Annotated in this window: 15 protein-coding genes; 2 read left to right on the plus strand and 13 right to left on the minus strand. The window is 64.4% G+C overall.

The window, feature by feature from the left end:
* Window positions 1-234: 234 nt before the first annotated feature.
* The 8 genes from bamB to ndk all read right to left on the minus strand — a co-directional run bounded on the left by bamB (window position 235) and on the right by ndk (window position 8,426).
* Window positions 235-1,386 carry an outer membrane protein assembly factor BamB gene (bamB, locus tag A9J21_RS08350; RefSeq protein WP_066733808.1) on the minus strand — a complete coding sequence of 384 codons (1,152 nt, stop codon included), beginning with the start codon at window positions 1,384-1,386 and terminating at the stop codon, window positions 235-237.
* Between the two features lie 41 nt (window positions 1,387-1,427).
* Window positions 1,428-2,057, minus strand: coding sequence for a tetratricopeptide repeat protein (locus A9J21_RS08355; protein ID WP_066733811.1), 630 nt, complete (start codon window positions 2,055-2,057; stop codon window positions 1,428-1,430).
* A gap of 87 nt (window positions 2,058-2,144) precedes the next feature.
* Window positions 2,145-3,497 carry a histidine--tRNA ligase gene (hisS, locus tag A9J21_RS08360; protein WP_066733814.1) on the minus strand — a complete coding sequence of 451 codons (1,353 nt, stop codon included), beginning with the start codon at window positions 3,495-3,497 and terminating at the stop codon, window positions 2,145-2,147.
* Between the two features lie 51 nt (window positions 3,498-3,548).
* Window positions 3,549-4,841 (minus strand): flavodoxin-dependent (E)-4-hydroxy-3-methylbut-2-enyl-diphosphate synthase, encoded by a 1,293-nt coding sequence (gene ispG / locus A9J21_RS08365; RefSeq protein ID WP_066733817.1) that lies wholly within the window; start codon window positions 4,839-4,841, stop codon window positions 3,549-3,551.
* Between the two features lie 48 nt (window positions 4,842-4,889).
* On the minus strand, window positions 4,890-6,029 hold the full coding sequence (locus A9J21_RS08370; RefSeq protein WP_066733824.1) for a RodZ domain-containing protein: 1,140 nt from the start codon (window positions 6,027-6,029) through the stop codon (window positions 4,890-4,892).
* Complete coding sequence (gene pilW / locus A9J21_RS08375; protein WP_066733827.1) at window positions 6,022-6,801, minus strand: type IV pilus biogenesis/stability protein PilW; 780 nt, start codon at window positions 6,799-6,801, stop codon at window positions 6,022-6,024. Before pilW ends, A9J21_RS08370 begins: the two co-directional genes overlap by 8 nt.
* Window positions 6,798-7,949, minus strand: coding sequence for a 23S rRNA (adenine(2503)-C(2))-methyltransferase RlmN (rlmN, locus tag A9J21_RS08380; RefSeq protein ID WP_066733830.1), 1,152 nt, complete (start codon window positions 7,947-7,949; stop codon window positions 6,798-6,800). The genes pilW and rlmN overlap by 4 nt, the downstream gene beginning before the upstream one ends.
* 51 nt (window positions 7,950-8,000) lie before the next feature.
* Window positions 8,001-8,426 carry a nucleoside-diphosphate kinase gene (gene ndk, locus A9J21_RS08385; RefSeq protein WP_066733833.1) on the minus strand — a complete coding sequence of 142 codons (426 nt, stop codon included), beginning with the start codon at window positions 8,424-8,426 and terminating at the stop codon, window positions 8,001-8,003.
* A gap of 338 nt (window positions 8,427-8,764) precedes the next feature.
* Between ndk and A9J21_RS08390 the strand changes: the two genes are divergently transcribed.
* Window positions 8,765-9,472 carry a Bax inhibitor-1/YccA family protein gene (locus A9J21_RS08390; protein ID WP_066733836.1) on the plus strand — a complete coding sequence of 236 codons (708 nt, stop codon included), beginning with the start codon at window positions 8,765-8,767 and terminating at the stop codon, window positions 9,470-9,472.
* Window positions 9,473-9,554: 82 nt separating this feature from the next.
* On the opposite strand, the gene rlmD is transcribed toward A9J21_RS08390, so the two are convergent.
* Window positions 9,555-10,940 (minus strand): 23S rRNA (uracil(1939)-C(5))-methyltransferase RlmD, encoded by a 1,386-nt coding sequence (rlmD, locus tag A9J21_RS08395; RefSeq protein WP_066733841.1) that lies wholly within the window; start codon window positions 10,938-10,940, stop codon window positions 9,555-9,557.
* Between the two features lie 124 nt (window positions 10,941-11,064).
* Between rlmD and A9J21_RS08400 the strand changes: the two genes are divergently transcribed.
* Window positions 11,065-11,919, plus strand: a complete 855-nt coding sequence (locus A9J21_RS08400) for an endonuclease/exonuclease/phosphatase family protein (protein ID WP_066733844.1) — start codon at window positions 11,065-11,067, stop codon at window positions 11,917-11,919.
* A 43-nt stretch (window positions 11,920-11,962) separates the two neighbouring features.
* Here the strand turns inward: A9J21_RS08400 and A9J21_RS08405 are convergent, their stop codons facing one another.
* The 4 genes from A9J21_RS08405 to A9J21_RS08420 form a co-directional block, all read right to left on the minus strand.
* Complete coding sequence (locus tag A9J21_RS08405; RefSeq protein ID WP_066733853.1) at window positions 11,963-12,799, minus strand: 3'-5' exonuclease; 837 nt, start codon at window positions 12,797-12,799, stop codon at window positions 11,963-11,965.
* Window positions 12,796-13,998 carry an RNA polymerase sigma factor RpoS gene (gene rpoS, locus A9J21_RS08410; RefSeq protein WP_066733856.1) on the minus strand — a complete coding sequence of 401 codons (1,203 nt, stop codon included), beginning with the start codon at window positions 13,996-13,998 and terminating at the stop codon, window positions 12,796-12,798. The genes A9J21_RS08405 and rpoS overlap by 4 nt, the downstream gene beginning before the upstream one ends.
* 6 nt (window positions 13,999-14,004) lie before the next feature.
* Window positions 14,005-14,886, minus strand: a complete 882-nt coding sequence (locus A9J21_RS08415) for a peptidoglycan DD-metalloendopeptidase family protein (protein WP_066733858.1) — start codon at window positions 14,884-14,886, stop codon at window positions 14,005-14,007.
* Window positions 14,887-14,894: 8 nt separating this feature from the next.
* Window positions 14,895-15,633: protein-L-isoaspartate(D-aspartate) O-methyltransferase (locus tag A9J21_RS08420; RefSeq protein ID WP_066733912.1), on the minus strand; the 739-nt coding region annotated here is incomplete at its 5' end.

Raw genomic sequence — 15,633 nt, forward strand, 5'->3', positions numbered from 1 at the left:
CACGCGCCGTCCCCAGCAATTCCGGAGTCATGTTGATCCGACAACCGCCGTGTTTGTCCACGGCTGGCCGCTTTTCCTGTCGGGGCGGATAAGGAACCGGTGTTCCAGCCCGCTATGTTGGCACGACCAGGGATCATGCTACCGGATTGGCGCCGCCCATGCGACAGGGGCATGGGCGGGCTTGCGTGCGCTGGCACGCTTTTATTCTGGCGCCATCGCTGGCGCCCCTGGCGGTCAGTTCGGCACGAAACCGTAGACGTCGCCGTCGCGGGTCTGCACCACCAGCGTCTGACCGGCAATCACCGGTGCCGCGCTGATTGCACTGCCGTCCGTCTTCATGCGCGCCAGGACGGTGCCGTCCTCGCGCGACAGGAAGTGGACAAAACCTTCATAGTCGCCCATCACCACCGAACGGCCAATGGACGCCGGTGCGCCCAGGCTGCGGTAGCGCAGGTCCGTATTCTTCCAGCGCTCGTTGCCGTTCTGACGATCGAACGAGTACACCGCCGACGTTTCGTCGCTGGCGAACAGCGAGTTGTCATCCTGCGTCAGACCCATCGGCGACGAGAAATCCTTGCCCCACTGCGGCTGTCCGTTGGTCAGCTCCAGGCAGGCGATACGGCCCTGGAACGTGGTCGCACACACCTGCCGGCCCATGACGGCGGGCATGCCCGTCACATCGTTCAGGCGCTCGATCTCCGACACGCCCTTCGGATACGACACCGTGCTTTCCCAGCGCAGCACGCCATTGCCCGGGGCCAGCACACCAAGCTTGCCGCCCGGGAAACCCGTGACGATGCCATCACCGGCGTACACCATGCCCATTGCGGCACGCAGGTTCAGAGGCGCCTGCGAACGCTGGTAGATCCAGCGGCGGTCGCCCGTGCCGGCATCCAGGCCGATGATGCGGGTGTCGGTGGTACGCACCACCACCAGGCCGTTGCCGACCAGCGGCGCCGACAGGACCTCGCCATTGACCTGCTTCTTCCAGATCTGCTTGCCGCTCTTGTCGAACGCGTAGACCGCGCCCTTCTCGCCGGCCACGGCGGTCGTGTCGCCGTCCGAGCCCGGACCCGAAGTCAGGTCGAGGTCGGTCTTCGCCTTCCAGAGGGTCTGGCCGTTGGTGGCGTTGATGGCCATCAACGAGCCGCTCTTGCCCGACACGAACACCACATCGCCAGCCACCACCGGGGCCATGACGTACGGGCCGCTCTTGCCCACGTCGGCCTTCCAGGCCTGCTTGACCGACAGCGTGGCCGAAATCGGCTTCAGTTCGGTGGGCGGGTGCTTGTTTTCCTTGCTGAACAGCGAGCAGCCCGCCAGCAGGCCCAGGCAGGTGCCGGCCACGAGCGTACGGGATGCGGCTGTGCGAAGCAATGACGTCATAGGATGCGATCCTGAATTTTTTGAAAGGGTCCGCCGTCCGCTCACGCGGTGCCCAGCGCGTCGAGCTTGAACTGGATGATCTGGCGCATGCCACCTTCGCTCGCGCCAAGCTTTTCCAACGCGCGGCGATAGGCAGTGCGCGCTTCGTCGCGCTTGTCCTGGGCGGCCAGCAGATCGCCACGGCGATCGGCGAACAGCGCCTCATATTGCGCAGGCGCATCCTTCAGCAGCGCCAGGCCCTGGTCGTAGGCCTTTTCGTCCAGCAGCACGCCGGCCAGGCGCACACGCGCCAGCGGCGCGTAGTCGTCGCCGCCATGGTCGATGGCCCATTGCAGCTGCGTCTTGGCACCGGCCAGGTCGCCCGCGTCGTACAGCACCTTGGCTGCGGTCAGCGCGCTCATCGGGCCATAGGCAGTGCGGCCGAACTTGTCTTCCAGGTCGGTGGCCGCGCGCTTGACGCGCTCGGCGTCGCGCGCTTCGGCAGCCTTGGTTACCTGCTCGTACAGCACCGCAGCGTCACCGGCTTGCTTGCGCTGCCAGTAGTTCCAGCCGGACCAGCCCGCGAACGCCAGCAAGGCGACAATCAGCGCCCAGGTGACGGCGTTGCCGTACTGTTTCCACCAGGCCTTGAGGCTCTCAAGCTGTTCCTGTTCTTCTAGATCGTAAGCCATGTCGAGGCAGTTACCCGCGTTGGTTGAAATTGACACGGCCGCTTCCTGGCAGGACAGCGGCCGTGCGGCGCGATTCCGACGGCGTGCTTATTGCTCGTCGTCCTCGTCGTCCGATTCGATTTCGTCGACCATCCTGTCGATGATGAAGTCGACAACATTCTCGGCCGGCACGCTGGTCTGCGGACCACCTTCGGCCGCATTGCCGCTGCGCAGCTGCTTGACCTGCACCGTACCGGCGGCGATTTCGTCGTCGCCAATGATAACGGCAAAGGATGCGCCACTTGCGTCGGCGCGCTTCATCTGCGACTTGAAGCTGCCGCTCTTGCCGTCCGGCGTGGCATGGAAGACCACATCCAGGCCCGCATCGCGCAGCCGCTCGCCGGCAATCATCGCCTGCTCGCTGGCGGCCTGGCCCTGGTGGACCATGTACACGTCGCAGCCCTGCGATTCCGGCACCAGCTTTTCCTCGCGCAGCAGTTCGATGATGCGCTCGATACCCATTGCCCAGCCGCAGGCCGGCGCGGCCTTGCCACCCATCTGCTGGATCAGCGGATCGTAGCGGCCGCCGCCGGCGATCGTGCCCTGGGCGCCGAGCTTGTCGGTGATCCACTCGAACACGGTCAGGTTGTAGTAATCCAGCCCGCGTACCAGGCGCGGATTGATCTTGAAGGGAATGTTGTTCGCCTTCAGGATCCGCTGCACGCCCTCGAAGTGGGCCAGCGATTCCTCGCCCAGGAAGTCGATCAGCTTGGGCGCGTTCGCGGCCATCTCCTGCAGCGCCGGATTCTTGGTATCCAGCACGCGCAGCGGGTTGGTGTACAGGCGGCGCTTGCCATCCTCGTCGAGGATATCCTTGAAGCCTTCCAGGTACTTGATCAGTTCCTCGCGGTGCGCGGCGCGCTCGTGCGCCTGGCCCAGCGAGTTCAACTCAAGGCGTACGCCAACCAGGCCCAGGTCGTCCCACAGGCGCTGGCACATCAGGATGATTTCCGCATCCACGTCCGGGCCGGCAAAGCCGAGCGCCTCGGCGCCAAGCTGGTGGAACTGGCGATAACGGCCACGCTGCGGCTTTTCGTGACGGAACATCGGGCCGGTGTACCACAGGCGCTTCGGGCCGTCGTACAGCAGGTTGTGCTCGATCGTGGAACGCACGGCCGCCGCGGTGCCTTCCGGGCGCAGCGTCAGGTTCTCGCCGTTCAGGGCGTCGGTGAAGGAATACATTTCCTTCTCGACGATGTCGGTCACCTCGCCGATACCGCGCACGAAGAGCTGCGTATGCTCGACGATCGGCGTGCGGATCTGCTGATAGCCATAGGCGCGCAGCATGCTGCGCGCGGCATTCTCAAACATTTCCCACAGCGGGGCGTCGGCGGGCAGCATGTCGTTCATGCCCTTCACGCCCTGCAGTGCCTTGTCGGCCTTCGTCTTGTCTTCGCTCATTGTTCTCTTCGTGATACCGGTGCTGCGGGTGCTGACCTGGCGCCGCTGCGCTCAGGCCACCGCTTCCTGTTTTGCCTGCTTTGCGTTCGGGCCGTAGTGCGTGCGGACGTATTCGTCCACGATCGCCTGGAATTCCTGGGCAATGTTCTCGCCGCGCAGCGTCTTGACCTTCACGCCGTCGACGAACACCGGGGCAGCCGGCGATTCGCCCGAGCCCGGCAGCGAAATGCCGATATTGGCGTGCTTGCTTTCGCCGGGGCCGTTCACGATGCAGCCCATCACGGCCACATCCATCTCTTCCACGCCCGGGAAATCGTTCTTCCAGACCGGCATCTGCTCGCGCAGATAGCCCTGGATGCTGGCCGCCAGTTCCTGGAAGGTCGTGCTCGTGGTCCGGCCGCAGCCCGGGCATGCGATCACCATCGGGGTGAAATTGCGCAGGCCCATCGTCTGCAGGATCTCTTGCCCGACGTAGACTTCCTTCTCGCGCGCCGCGCCCGGTTCCGGCGTCAGCGAAATACGGATCGTGTCGCCGATACCTTCCTGCAGCAGCACCGACAGCGCCGCCGTCGAGGCCACGATGCCCTTGCTGCCCATGCCGGCCTCGGTCAGGCCCAGATGCAGCGCATACTCGCAGCGGCGCGACAGCTCGCGGTACACCGCCACCAGCTCCTGCACCTGCGACACCTTGCACGACAGGATGATCTGGTTGCCGGCCAGGCCGATTTCCTCGGCCTTCTGCGCCGACTCGATTGCCGACGTGATCAGCGCTTCCACCATCACGCTCTGCGCGGGCCACGGCTCGGCGCGTTTGGCGTTCTCGTCCATGACTCGCGCGAGCAGGTCCTGGTCCAGGCTGCCCCAGTTCACGCCAATGCGCACCGGCTTGTTGTACCGGCACGCCATTTCGATCATCTCGGCGAACTGCTTGTCGCGCTTGGCGCCCTTGCCTACGTTGCCCGGGTTGATCCGGTACTTCGACAGCGCCTGCGCGCACTCGGGATAGTCGTGCAGCAGCGTATGGCCGTTGTAGTGGAAATCGCCCACCAGCGGCACGTTGACGCCCATGCGATCGAGTTGCTCGCGGACGGCCGGCACGGCCGCCGCGGCTTCTGGCGTGTTGACGGTAATACGGACGATCTCGGAGCCTGCACGCGCCAGATCCTTGATCTGGATGGCGGTGCCGATCGCGTCGACGGTGTCCGTATTGGTCATCGACTGCACGCGCACCGGTGCGCCGCCGCCGATCGTTACGATATTGTCGCCCCACACGACGCTGGCCTGGCGCGACACGCGACGCGGCAGCGGACCCGGAATCACCGGTTGGGAAGCATTCTGGTGCATTGCGTTACCACCTTCAAATGGCATGGCTGATTGCGCTGCCCGGCCGCATTACTGCAGGGTCAGGCGCGCCACATTATTGCGGTCGGCAGACTTGAAGTTCACCGGCGCGCCATTGTGCGCCACCGATTCCACACCCTTCACGTTGCCGAGAATGACCTTGTACGGGCCACCTGCGCCGCTGCCGGTCACGGCATCGCCGCCCTTGGCCGTGCCGCCCAGGATCACCTTGCCGGTGCGGTCGCGCACCTCGTACCAGGTGTCAGCGACGAAGCGGATCTGCACCGCGCTATCGCCCGACGCGGCAGGCGCTGCTGCAGCAGGCGTGGCGACGGCCGGAACGGCTACGGCGGGCGCGGCCGGCTTTGCCGGGGCGTCCTGCGTCAGATTCACGGCGCCGCCCGTTGCCAGCGGCATGCCAGCCGTTGCGGTCGCAGCCGTCGTAGTGGCAGCCGGAGCAGGCGCCGGAGATGTCCTGGCAGCCGGCTCGGCCACTTCCGCCTTGGCCGGTTCCTTGGCCACAGCTTCGGCCGGAGCCGCTTCCGACGGTGCCGGCGAATCGTTGCCCGCCATCACCGGCGGCAATGCCGCAGTCACGGTGCCGTCGCCATTGCTTTGCGTGGCGCCTTCTTCCGAAACCTTTTCGGACGGCTTGTCGCTTGCCGGGGCTTCCGCCGCGGCCTTGCTGTGCGCGTCGAACCATGCCTTGGCATGGTCGTAACCAAAATAGACACCCACCACGACCAATGCCAGCACGCATACCAGCCAGATCCAGCGGCCGCCGCCGCCGCCCGTCTTGCTGCCGAAGCGCTTGCGGTCGTCGAACGCCTGGTTGATCGCGCCTTCGTGACGGCGCGTAATGCCAGTCACCGGCGTGGCCTGCGCCCGCGCGTGATACTGGCCAAGCAGGCTGTCGATATCGATCTGGAGCGTGCGCGCGTAGGCACGCATCACACCCTTGGCAAACGTCACGTCCATCAGGCTCGACACATCGCCTGCCTCGATCGCCACAAGCTTGTTCGGCGCCACCTTCAGGCGTGCACCGACATCTTCCAGTGACAGGCGTTGCGCCTCGCGACCCTCTTTCAGCTGCGCCCCGATCTCGCGGGCCACTGCCTCGCGGTCGGAGTCTGTCGCGCCGCCGGCAACTTGCGTTGCGGCCTGGCTACCGGCGCGCTCTTCTTCATTCATCCCAAGCTCCTCTCTCGTATGCGGTCAGCTCGCGCGAATCGGGGAAACGGTTACGCAGTTCCGCGATCATCGCGCCCTGCGTCTGGGTATCGCCCTGGCGGTGGGCAATGCGCGCACCCAGCCAGAGGGATTGCGCGCTGGCAAAGCGGCTCGCGTTGACGCGGCCGGCAAACTGCCGGGCTTGTCCCATGTCCCCGCGCTGGTAATTCAATTGCGCGAGATTCATGAGCACTGACGGATCATTACGGTCATAACCGTAGGCCGTTTGCAGATTTTTTTCGGCTTCGGCCAGATTGCCGTTACGCATCTCGCAAAGACCAAGGTTCGTCAGCGGCTTGATCGGACCATTGACCGAAGGGGTCTGCACCGCGCGTTGCAGCGTGGCCCTGCCCTCGGCATACCGGCCGGCCTGGCACAGGAACCAGCCGTAGTTGTTCAGCACGTCCGGATCGTTCGACCGCATGTTCAGGGCGGTACGGAAGCTGTCTTCCGCCAGTGCGTTCTCGTTCATGCCCATGTAGACCAGGGCACGCACGTGATAGGCGTCCGCGTTCGACGGATCGATATTGATTGCCTGCTTGACCTCGTCAAGCGCCACCGGATACTGGCGCGCCTCCAGGTACTGGGTAGCCAGGCGCAGCCGGAGCGACGAACGCTTGTCCGCGGCAGTCTGGTCGGAAGCGGTCTTGATGTCCTGCTGGGGCCCCGTGGGCAGCGTGCAGGCGGACAGCATCAGCAGCCCTGACAGGGCAGCGACAAGCAGACGGGTCATGCAGGACGGGCCTCCCGAGCAGTACCGGCAACCACCGGAACCAGTGGCGTGATCTTGCCGAACTTGCCGCGCTCGGCCAGACGGGTACGATCCATGACCTCGCCGGCCAATTGCCCGCAGGCGGCGTCGATATCGTCGCCCCGGGTCTTGCGGATCGTCGTGACGATGCCCGCATCCATCAACACCTGGGCGAAGCGGCGGATCTGCTCGTTGTTCGAGCGCTTCAGCCCCGATTCCGGGAACGGGTTGAACGGGATCAGGTTGAACTTGCATGGCACGTCGGCCACAAGCTTCAGCAGTTCCCGCGCATGCTCGACGGTGTCGTTGACGCCGTCGAGCATGCAATATTCGAAGGTAATGAAATCGCGCGGCGCGAATTCCAGGTAGCGGCGGCATGCCGCCATCAGGTCGGCCAGCGGATACTTGCGGTTCAGCGGCACGAGCACATCGCGCAGCGCATCGTTCGACGCATGCAGCGACACGGCCAGCGCCACGGGCAGATCCTTGGACAGGCGGTCCATCATCGGCACCACGCCGGACGTGGACAGCGTCACGCGGCGGCGCGACAGCCCGTACGCGTTGTCGTCGAGCATCAGGCGCATGGCCGGCACGACGGCATCGTAGTTCAGCAGCGGCTCGCCCATGCCCATCATCACCACGTTGGAGATGACACGGTCGTCCTTCGGACCACGGCCCAGCTGGGCACGCATGGCGAATTCAGCCATCCACAGCTGGCCAATGATTTCGCCGGTCGTCAGGTTGCGGGAAAAACCCTGCTTGCCGGTCGAGCAGAACCGGCAGTTGACGGCGCATCCCGCCTGCGACGACACGCACAGCGTACCGCGCGTGTCTTCGGGAATATACACCGTCTCCACCGCGTTGCCGGCGCCAACATCGAGCAGCCATTTCCGCGTGCCATCGCTCGACAGGTTGTCGGTGATGATGGCGGGCGAGCGGATCTCCGCCCGAGTCGCGAGCTTTTCGCGCAGCGACTTGGCGAGATCCGACATGGCGTCGAAGTGGCTGGCACCGAACTGGTGGATCCAGCGTTGCAGCTGCCGCGCACGGAACGGCTTCTCGCCGAGCTCGCCGCAATAGGCGGTGAGCGCGTCCGCGTCGAGGTCGAGCAGGTTGACGAGATCGTTCATGACGGCAGTTCCAGCTTGACTACAGGTTCAGTCGTGAGTGTCAGAAGACAATCAGCGGCTGTAAACGTTCATGCCCGGGAAGAAGAAAGCCACTTCCACGGCAGCCGTTTCAGCAGCGTCCGAGCCGTGAACGGCGTTGGCATCGATGCTGTCGGCGAAATCGGCGCGGATCGTGCCCTTTTCAGCCTTCTTCGGGTCGGTGGCACCCATCAGGTCGCGGTGCTTGGCGATGGCGTTCTCGCCTTCCAGAGCCTGGATGATGACCGGGCCCGAAACCATGAAGTCCACCAGGTCCTTGAAGAACGGGCGTGCCTTGTGCACTGCGTAGAACTGCTCGGCTTCACCGCGCGACAGGTGAACCATCTTGGCAGCAACGATCTTCAGGCCAGCGGCCTCGAAACGGGCGTAGATCTGGCCGATAACGTTCTTGGCCACGGCATCCGGCTTGATAATCGACAGGGTGCGTTCGATCGCCATGAAAAACTCCGAAAAATGAAGGGGTTACAAATGGATTAAACGTGCAATTCTAGCACGACCGCATGGCGGATTCGAGCACGCGTGCCAATGGCTTCCACGATACCTGCGGCATGCGGCATTGCCGCGATGATTGTTATTTTTAAATCACATTACATTCTTGAAATGTGGGAACGGCGGCGCAAACCCTTCGTCAAATGTTTGCGTTTTCGGAAAACAACTAATGACAAGGGTGATTGTGTGGACAAAGCCCCTTGCAAATCCGCAGGCGCGATGCCACATTGGCGCTGTGCCGTCGGGTTGCTCCGGCGCCTCACATAGATCTGATGACAGGAGTCACGATGAACGACAAGCTGAATACTTACGGATTCGGCAATAGTGCTGCGGGCGTCACCGACGTTGCCGTCCGCAACCGGGTCCTACGCAACACCTACTGGCTGCTGGCCATTTCGATGATCCCGACCGTGCTGGGCGCATGGATCGGCGTGGCCGCAGGATTCGCCGGCCTGGTCGCCGGCAGCCCCGGCATGTCGGCCATTCTGTTCCTGGCCGTCGCGTTCGGTTTCATGTTCGCGATCGAGAAGACCAAGAACAGCAGCATGGGCGTGGTACTGCTGCTGGCCTTCACGTTCTTCATGGGCCTGATGCTGGCGCGCATCCTGAGCCTGACGCTGTCGTACTCGAACGGCCCGGCGCTGATCATGTACGCGTTCGGCGGCACCGCGGCGGTATTTGGCGTAATGGCCTCGATCGCCACGGTCAGCAAGCGCGATTTCTCGGGCCTGGCCAAGTTCCTGTTCGTCGGCGTCGTCCTGCTGATCCTGGCCGGCATCGCCAACATCTGGCTGCAGATGCCGGCACTGATGATCACGCTGTCGGTGATCGCGATCGCGATCTTCTCGATCTTCATCTTGATCGACGTGCAGCGCGTGGTGAACGGCGGCGAGACCAACTACATCACCGCCACGCTGGCAATCTACCTGGACGTGTACAACGTCTTCGTGAACCTGCTGGCACTGCTGGGTATCTTCGGCGGCAACCGCGACTGAGTCGCCCCGTCGTCATGAAAATAGCCGCCCTCGGGCGGCTATTTTTTTGCGCGCGGCCGGCCTCGGCCGCGCCCTTGCCTGGTCAATCGCGTTCGAATACGGCGATCGACTCCACGTGCGACGTATGCGGGAACATGTTCACCACACCCGCGCCAGCCAGCCGATAACCCGCCTCATGCACCAGCAGGCCAGCATCGCGCGCCAGCGTGGCCGGGCTGCACGACACATAGACGATCCGCTTCGGCAGCACGTCGCTGCCAGCCTGGTGCAGTTCGCCCAGCGCCTTGCAGACGGCCAGCGCGCCTTCGCGCGGCGGATCCACCAGCCAGCGGTCGAAACGGCCCAGCGCGGCGATATCCTCGGCGGTCACTTCGAACAGGTTGCGGCAGGCAAACGACGTCTTGTCGGCCAGCCCGTTGTATCCGGCGTTGGCCAGTGCACGCGTGGTCAGCGCTTCGCTGCCTTCGATGCCCATCACCGACGCGCCCTGCGTGGCCAGCGGCAGCGTGAAGTTGCCGATACCGCAGAACAGGTCGAGCAGCCGGTCGGCAGGCTGCGCGTCCAGCAGGCGCAGCGCGCGGCCGATCAGCACCCGGTTGATCTGGTGGTTGACCTGCGTGAAATCGGTGGGCTTGAACGGCATGCGAATGCCGAACTCGGGCAGCGTATAGGCCAGCTCCTGCTCGGCCGGATAGAACGGATAGACCGTATCCGGGCCTTTGGGCTGGAGCCAGAACTGCACCTGGTGCTTGTCCGCAAAGGCGCGCAGCAGGTCTTTGTCGGCATCGGTCAGCGGCTCCAGGATGCGCAGCACCAGCGCCGTGACCTCGGCGCCGACAGCCAGCTCGATCTGCGGCATGCGGTCCCGGATCGACAGCCCAGTCACCAGTTCGCGCAGCGGCACAAGCATCGCCGAAACGTTAGGCGGCAGGATCTCGCAGCGCGTCATGTCCGCCACGTAACTGCTCTTGCGCTCATGGAATCCCACCAGCACCCCGCCCTTCTTGGCGACGTAGCGCACCGTCAGGCGTGCCCGGTAGCGGTAGCCCCAGTCCGGGCCGGCGATCGGGCGGAACACCACGTCCGGCTTCACTTTCGACAGGTGCCAGAGATTGTCTTCCAGCACACGCTGCTTGATAGCCAGCTGCGCGCGCGCGTCCAGGTGCTGCATCGAGCAGCCGCCACACACGCCAAAGTGCTGGCAACCGGGCTCCACGCGCATCACGGAAGCCTGCTTGACCTCCACCAGATGCGCCTGTTCGTAGCTGGGCTTGCGCCGGTAGCTCTTGTAGGAGACGGTTTCGCCGGGCAGCGCGCCCTCGACGAAAATGACCTTGCCGGGGGTGCCGTCCTCGTTGTTTTCCAGGCGGCCGACGCCACGCGCCTCCATGTCGAGGCTGTGAATGGTGACAACGGGATCGCTGGGGGTCGCGGATGCGGCGGGCGCGGCACCCGGCTTGCCCGTCATTTCGGGCTTGGAAGATTCGACGGCTTGAGACACCGGAGGGACCTGACGTATTGTTTTGCGAAAGCGCGATTGTAGTCCAGTCATCGCGCCGTCATGAAAGTCGCAGCGACGAAAAGAGGAAACGATGGAACTGATTTCGTGGAACATCCAATGGGGACGCGGTGCCGACGGCAAGGTGGATCTTGCCCGTATTGTCTCCACGATCCGCGATATGACCGATCCCGATGTCATCTGCCTGCAGGAGGTCACACGCGGCTTTCCGGACATGGCGGGACAGCCGCAGCGCGACCAGGTTGCCGAACTGACCGCGCTGCTGCCCGGGTATCGCGTCATCTTTGCCCCGGGCCTGGACCGCACCCATGGCGACGGCACGCCGCGCCAGTTCGGCAATGTCATCGCCACGCGACTGCCGGTGCGCGAAATCTTCCGTCATGCACTGCCCTGGCCCGCCGATCCCGACGTGGCATCGATGCCGCGCGTGGCGCTGGAAGTTACCGTGGAAGCCGGCGCCAGGCCATTGCGGGTCATTACCACGCACCTGGAGTTCTACTCGAAGCTGCAGCGGGCCGCGCAGGCCGACGCGCTGCGCCAGTGGCACCTGGAGGCGTGCGAGCACGCGCGGCGGCCCGGCAAGTCAGAAAAGAAGCCCGGCCCGTTTACACCCGAGCCGCGCCCGACCGAGGCCATTCTCTGCGGCGACTTCAACAGCAAGCCCGATGACGTGGCGTACAAGCGCGTGATCGAGCCCTATACCGATGCCACCGTGAACTGGAAAGATGCCTGGTGCCACATGCATCCGGGTCAGGCGCATGCGCCGACCTGCGCGCTCTACGACAAGGCGCAGTGGCCGGAGCCACCGTTTGCCTGCGATTTCATGTTTGTGACGGAAGACCTGCTGGGCAACGTGACGCGTTGCGAGGTCAATGGCAAGACAGATGCTTCGGACCACCAGCCGATCCACCTGAGCCTGGATCGCTGACGGCCGCCGACGGCCGGCGCCCGCCAGTGGCCGCGCGGAGCCGTCAGTCGTCTTCCTCGGCCTCGGGCGACATCGGCTGCAGCTTGAACGCGCGCAGATACTCCATCCACTGCGCGCCCGGCAGCTCGGCCAGCGATTCCTGGATCAGCGCTACTTCCATGTCGAACTCGCGCGGCGTCAGGCCACCGCGCATCAGCTGGAACCGGCAGTACATCAGGTACGTGTTGACGACGTCGGTCTCGCAATAGTCGCGGATCTCGTTCAGCTTGCCCTGCTGGAATGCCTGCCAGACCATGCTGCCGTCCATGCCCATCTTCCCCGGAAAGCCGCACAGCTTGGCCAGGTCATCAAGCGGCGCGCTGGCGCGCGGCTGGTACATCGCCAGCAGGTCCATCAGGTCGAGGTGCCGCATGTGATAGCGGCTGATGTAGTTGTTCCACTTGAAGTCACGGCTGTCGTCGTCGCGGCCCTCGCCCATTTCCCAGTAGCGTGGCGCCGCCACACCATGGACCAGGCCACGATAGTGCAGCACCGGCAGGTCGAACCCGCCACCGTTCCACGACACCAGCTGCGGGCTGTAGCGCGCAATCAGTTCGTAGAATTTCTGGATCAGGGTGGCTTCACCATCCTCGAGCGTGCCCAGCGATCCGACGTGGAATACCGCCGAACCATCGCGCTGGGTACGACGCAGCACGCACGAAATGGCGGCCACGCGCTGCAGATAGTGCGGCAGGAAATCGGAGCCGGACTTCTCCCGGCGGGCTGCAAACGCATGCTCGGCGACTTCGGCGTCGCTCATCGATGCGGGATGGTCATGCAAACGGCGCAGGCCGTCGACATCGGGAATCGTCTCGATGTCGAATACCAGCACAGGGGTCATAAAACGGCGTCCTTGCGTACACCTTGCGAAGCGAAATGCCGTTTGAGCTTGACCAGCGCTTCCTGCTGGATCTGGCGCACGCGTTCGCGGGTCAGACCCATTTCCTCGGCCAGCTCCTCGAGCGTGGCCGGCTCGATGTGGTTGAGCCCGAAACGGCGCTCCACCACATAGCGATGCTTCTCCGACAGGCGTGCCAGCCAGAGCTTCATCAGGTTTTCCAGCTCGCGGTGGGCCACTTCCTGATCGGGCGCGGCGTTATGTTCGTCGGACAGGAAATCGAGCAGGCTCGAACCCGGGTCAAGATCGAACGGCGTATCCAGCGAGGTGGTATGTTCATTGAGTGCCAGCACGTCCTGCACCTCGTCCGGCGTCTTGCCGAGCAGGTGGGCGATGTCCTCGAGGCTGGCGTCGCGGCCGTCGGTGCCACCTTTTTCAAGATGACGCTTGGCACGCAGGACCTGGTTGAGTTCGCGAATCACGTGCACCGGCAACCGCACGGTGCGGGCCTGGTTCATGATCGCGCGCTCGATGCTCTGGCGGATCCACCAGGTGGCATATGTCGAAAAGCGGAATCCGCGCGAGGGATCGAATTTCTCGATCGCGTGCATCAGGCCGAGATTGCCTTCCTCGATCAGGTCAAGGAGCGGCACGCCGCGATTCAGGTAGCCCTTGGCAATACTCACCACGAGACGCAGGTTGCGCTCGATCATGACCTGCCGGGCAGAGAAATCGCCGCCCTTTGCCAGCGTGGAGAAATGCAGTTCCTCCGGGGCCGAGAGCAGCGGCTTGATACTGATGCGATTGAGATAGTGCTGGACCGTGTCGGCAGCCAGTTCCGTATGCAGGACGGTGCGGAAGTCGTCGGGCTCCGGCGCAGCTTCGGTGCTGCTCTCTTCCTCTTCGTCTTCGGACTCCTCGTCCTCGTCGTCAGAATCGTCGGCGCTCAGGTCGGCGTTACGCTCGGTATTGCGTTCGGTGTTGCGTTCAGTGTTCCGGTCGCCATTGCGCAGGCTGCCGCGCGACACCGGCGCGATGGGCTCGTCGGCCACCGGCACCATGTCGGACGCGGGTTCGACCTCGAAGACTTCGGCGTCGCCCGCGTCAGCGGCTCGGGTTGCCACACCAGCCTTTCCTTCCGGCTGCTTGGGACGACGGGTCCTGCTGACAACTCCGGATGAAACAGTTTTCTGGCGTGGCATGAAACCTCACTGTGGCGGTAGATACCGCATCGGATCGACCGGTTTTCCGTTCTTGCGAACCTCGAAGTGCAGCTTGACCCTGTCAGTATCACTGTTACCCATTTCGGCAATCTTCTGGCCCTTGCGAACCGTTGACTGCTCTGCCACCAGCACCTTGTCGTTATGACCGTAGGCGGTGAGATACGTGTCGTTGTGTTTGATGATGACAAGATTCCCGTAGCCGCGCAAGGGGCCTACGTGAATCACCCTACCCTCGTCGGCAGCCAGCACCGGATCGCCTTTCTTACCAGCAATATCGATACCCTTGTTGCCTTTGTCGTCAAATTTACCGATCAATTGCCCGCTCGCGGGCCAAGCCAGGCGAATGTCGCCTGCCGGGGCCGACGCGCCACCTGCCGCGCTGGCGGCTGCGGCTGCCGCCGGCGCTGTGGCCGCGGGGGCCGCCGCCGGGGCGGAAGATGCGCTCATTGGCGTGCCCACCGGGCGCGCGGCGTCGATCGGCTGCGATTGCACCGCTCCCGGCGCCACCGGCACGGTGGCCACGCCCGGCGCGGCGTTCACGTCGGCGCTCGGCGGCATCACGCGCAGCAGCTGCCCCACTTCGATCTGGTTCGCGTTGGCCATGTTGTTCCAGGCCGCCACGTCGCGATACGACTGGCCATTTTCCAGCGCGATACGGTAAAGGGTATCGCCACGCTTGACCCGATAGTATCCGGGAGGTGCCGGTTCCAGCGGCGCGGCCGCCTGGGTGGTGCCGCCGGAAGTCCGGTCCACCACGGGGGCCGGCATCGGCGAACTGGCGCAGGCGGCCAGTACCGCCGCGCAGGCCAGGATGCTCAGATGTTGTCCGACTCGTGTGAAATTCTTCTGATTCACGATGTTGTGCATAGTTCGACTCAGATGGTGCCCGATTTTAAAGGCACAAAGAAAACGGCTTCAAGCGCGGTCCTGTGAAATCGATGCCGATTGAGGCGCTCGATCAGCAGCAGCTGCTGCGTCACCGTCTGACCCGGCGCGCCGTTGCCAGGTGTCACCACCGGCGCAATCAGACGTCCGCCAATGGCCAGTTGTTCCAGCAGGGCCTGCGGCACCTCCATGCCGGCGGCGGCAAGGATGATCGACGAGAACGGCGCGGCCTGCGGCAGGCCGAGCATGCCATCGCCGTAATGCAGGCGGATGTTCGGCACGCGCAGGGGCCGCAGGTTGGCCTTGGCTTGTTCGTGTAGCGGACGAATACGCTCGATAGAGAACACTTCCTGCGCGCACAGGCTCAGCACGGCGGCCTGGTAGCCGCAACCGGTGCCGATTTCCAGCACGCGCGCCAGCGGCTGGTCGGGGGTCAGGCCCTCGCGCAGCAGTTCGATCATGCGGGACACGACCGAAGGCTTGGAAATGGTCTGCTGGTGCCCGATCGGCAGCGCCGCGTCTTCATAGGCCTGCGAGGCCAGCCCCGGCTCCATGAACAAATGGCGCGGCACCGTGGCGATGGCACCCAGCACGCGTTCGTCGCGGATGCCGCCGGCGCGCAGGCGCGCGGCCAGCGCGGTGCGGGCCCGATCCGACGCCATGCCGCCGCCGCCAGCCGTGGCCGCCGACGCGCGCGCCTCCACGGCACTGCCCGGCGGGGGCGGTGCG

Origin of the sequence: Cupriavidus sp. D384 (assembly GCF_001652915.1) — a bacterium.
Classification (GTDB): domain Bacteria; phylum Pseudomonadota; class Gammaproteobacteria; order Burkholderiales; family Burkholderiaceae; genus Cupriavidus.

What these genes read in the sequence shown, in the direction of transcription:
- A9J21_RS08415 (WP_066733858.1), bottom strand. Translation starts at nt 14,886, where the DNA reads ATGCACAACATCGTGAATCAGAAGAATTTCACACGAGTCGGACAACAT.
- A9J21_RS08370 (WP_066733824.1), bottom strand. Translation starts at nt 6,029, where the DNA reads ATGAATGAAGAAGAGCGCGCCGGTAGCCAGGCCGCAACGCAAGTTGCC.
- hisS (WP_066733814.1), bottom strand. Translation starts at nt 3,497, where the DNA reads ATGAGCGAAGACAAGACGAAGGCCGACAAGGCACTGCAGGGCGTGAAG.
- rpoS (WP_066733856.1), bottom strand. Translation starts at nt 13,998, where the DNA reads ATGCCACGCCAGAAAACTGTTTCATCCGGAGTTGTCAGCAGGACCCGT.
- rlmN (WP_066733830.1), bottom strand. Translation starts at nt 7,949, where the DNA reads ATGAACGATCTCGTCAACCTGCTCGACCTCGACGCGGACGCGCTCACC.
- A9J21_RS08400 (WP_066733844.1), top strand. Translation starts at nt 11,065, where the DNA reads ATGGAACTGATTTCGTGGAACATCCAATGGGGACGCGGTGCCGACGGC.
- A9J21_RS08405 (WP_066733853.1), bottom strand. Translation starts at nt 12,799, where the DNA reads ATGACCCCTGTGCTGGTATTCGACATCGAGACGATTCCCGATGTCGAC.
- ndk (WP_066733833.1), bottom strand. Translation starts at nt 8,426, where the DNA reads ATGGCGATCGAACGCACCCTGTCGATTATCAAGCCGGATGCCGTGGCC.
- A9J21_RS08355 (WP_066733811.1), bottom strand. Translation starts at nt 2,057, where the DNA reads ATGGCTTACGATCTAGAAGAACAGGAACAGCTTGAGAGCCTCAAGGCC.
- pilW (WP_066733827.1), bottom strand. Translation starts at nt 6,801, where the DNA reads ATGACCCGTCTGCTTGTCGCTGCCCTGTCAGGGCTGCTGATGCTGTCC.
- rlmD (WP_066733841.1), bottom strand. Translation starts at nt 10,940, where the DNA reads ATGACGGGCAAGCCGGGTGCCGCGCCCGCCGCATCCGCGACCCCCAGC.
- bamB (WP_066733808.1), bottom strand. Translation starts at nt 1,386, where the DNA reads ATGACGTCATTGCTTCGCACAGCCGCATCCCGTACGCTCGTGGCCGGC.
- A9J21_RS08390 (WP_066733836.1), top strand. Translation starts at nt 8,765, where the DNA reads ATGAACGACAAGCTGAATACTTACGGATTCGGCAATAGTGCTGCGGGC.
- ispG (WP_066733817.1), bottom strand. Translation starts at nt 4,841, where the DNA reads ATGCACCAGAATGCTTCCCAACCGGTGATTCCGGGTCCGCTGCCGCGT.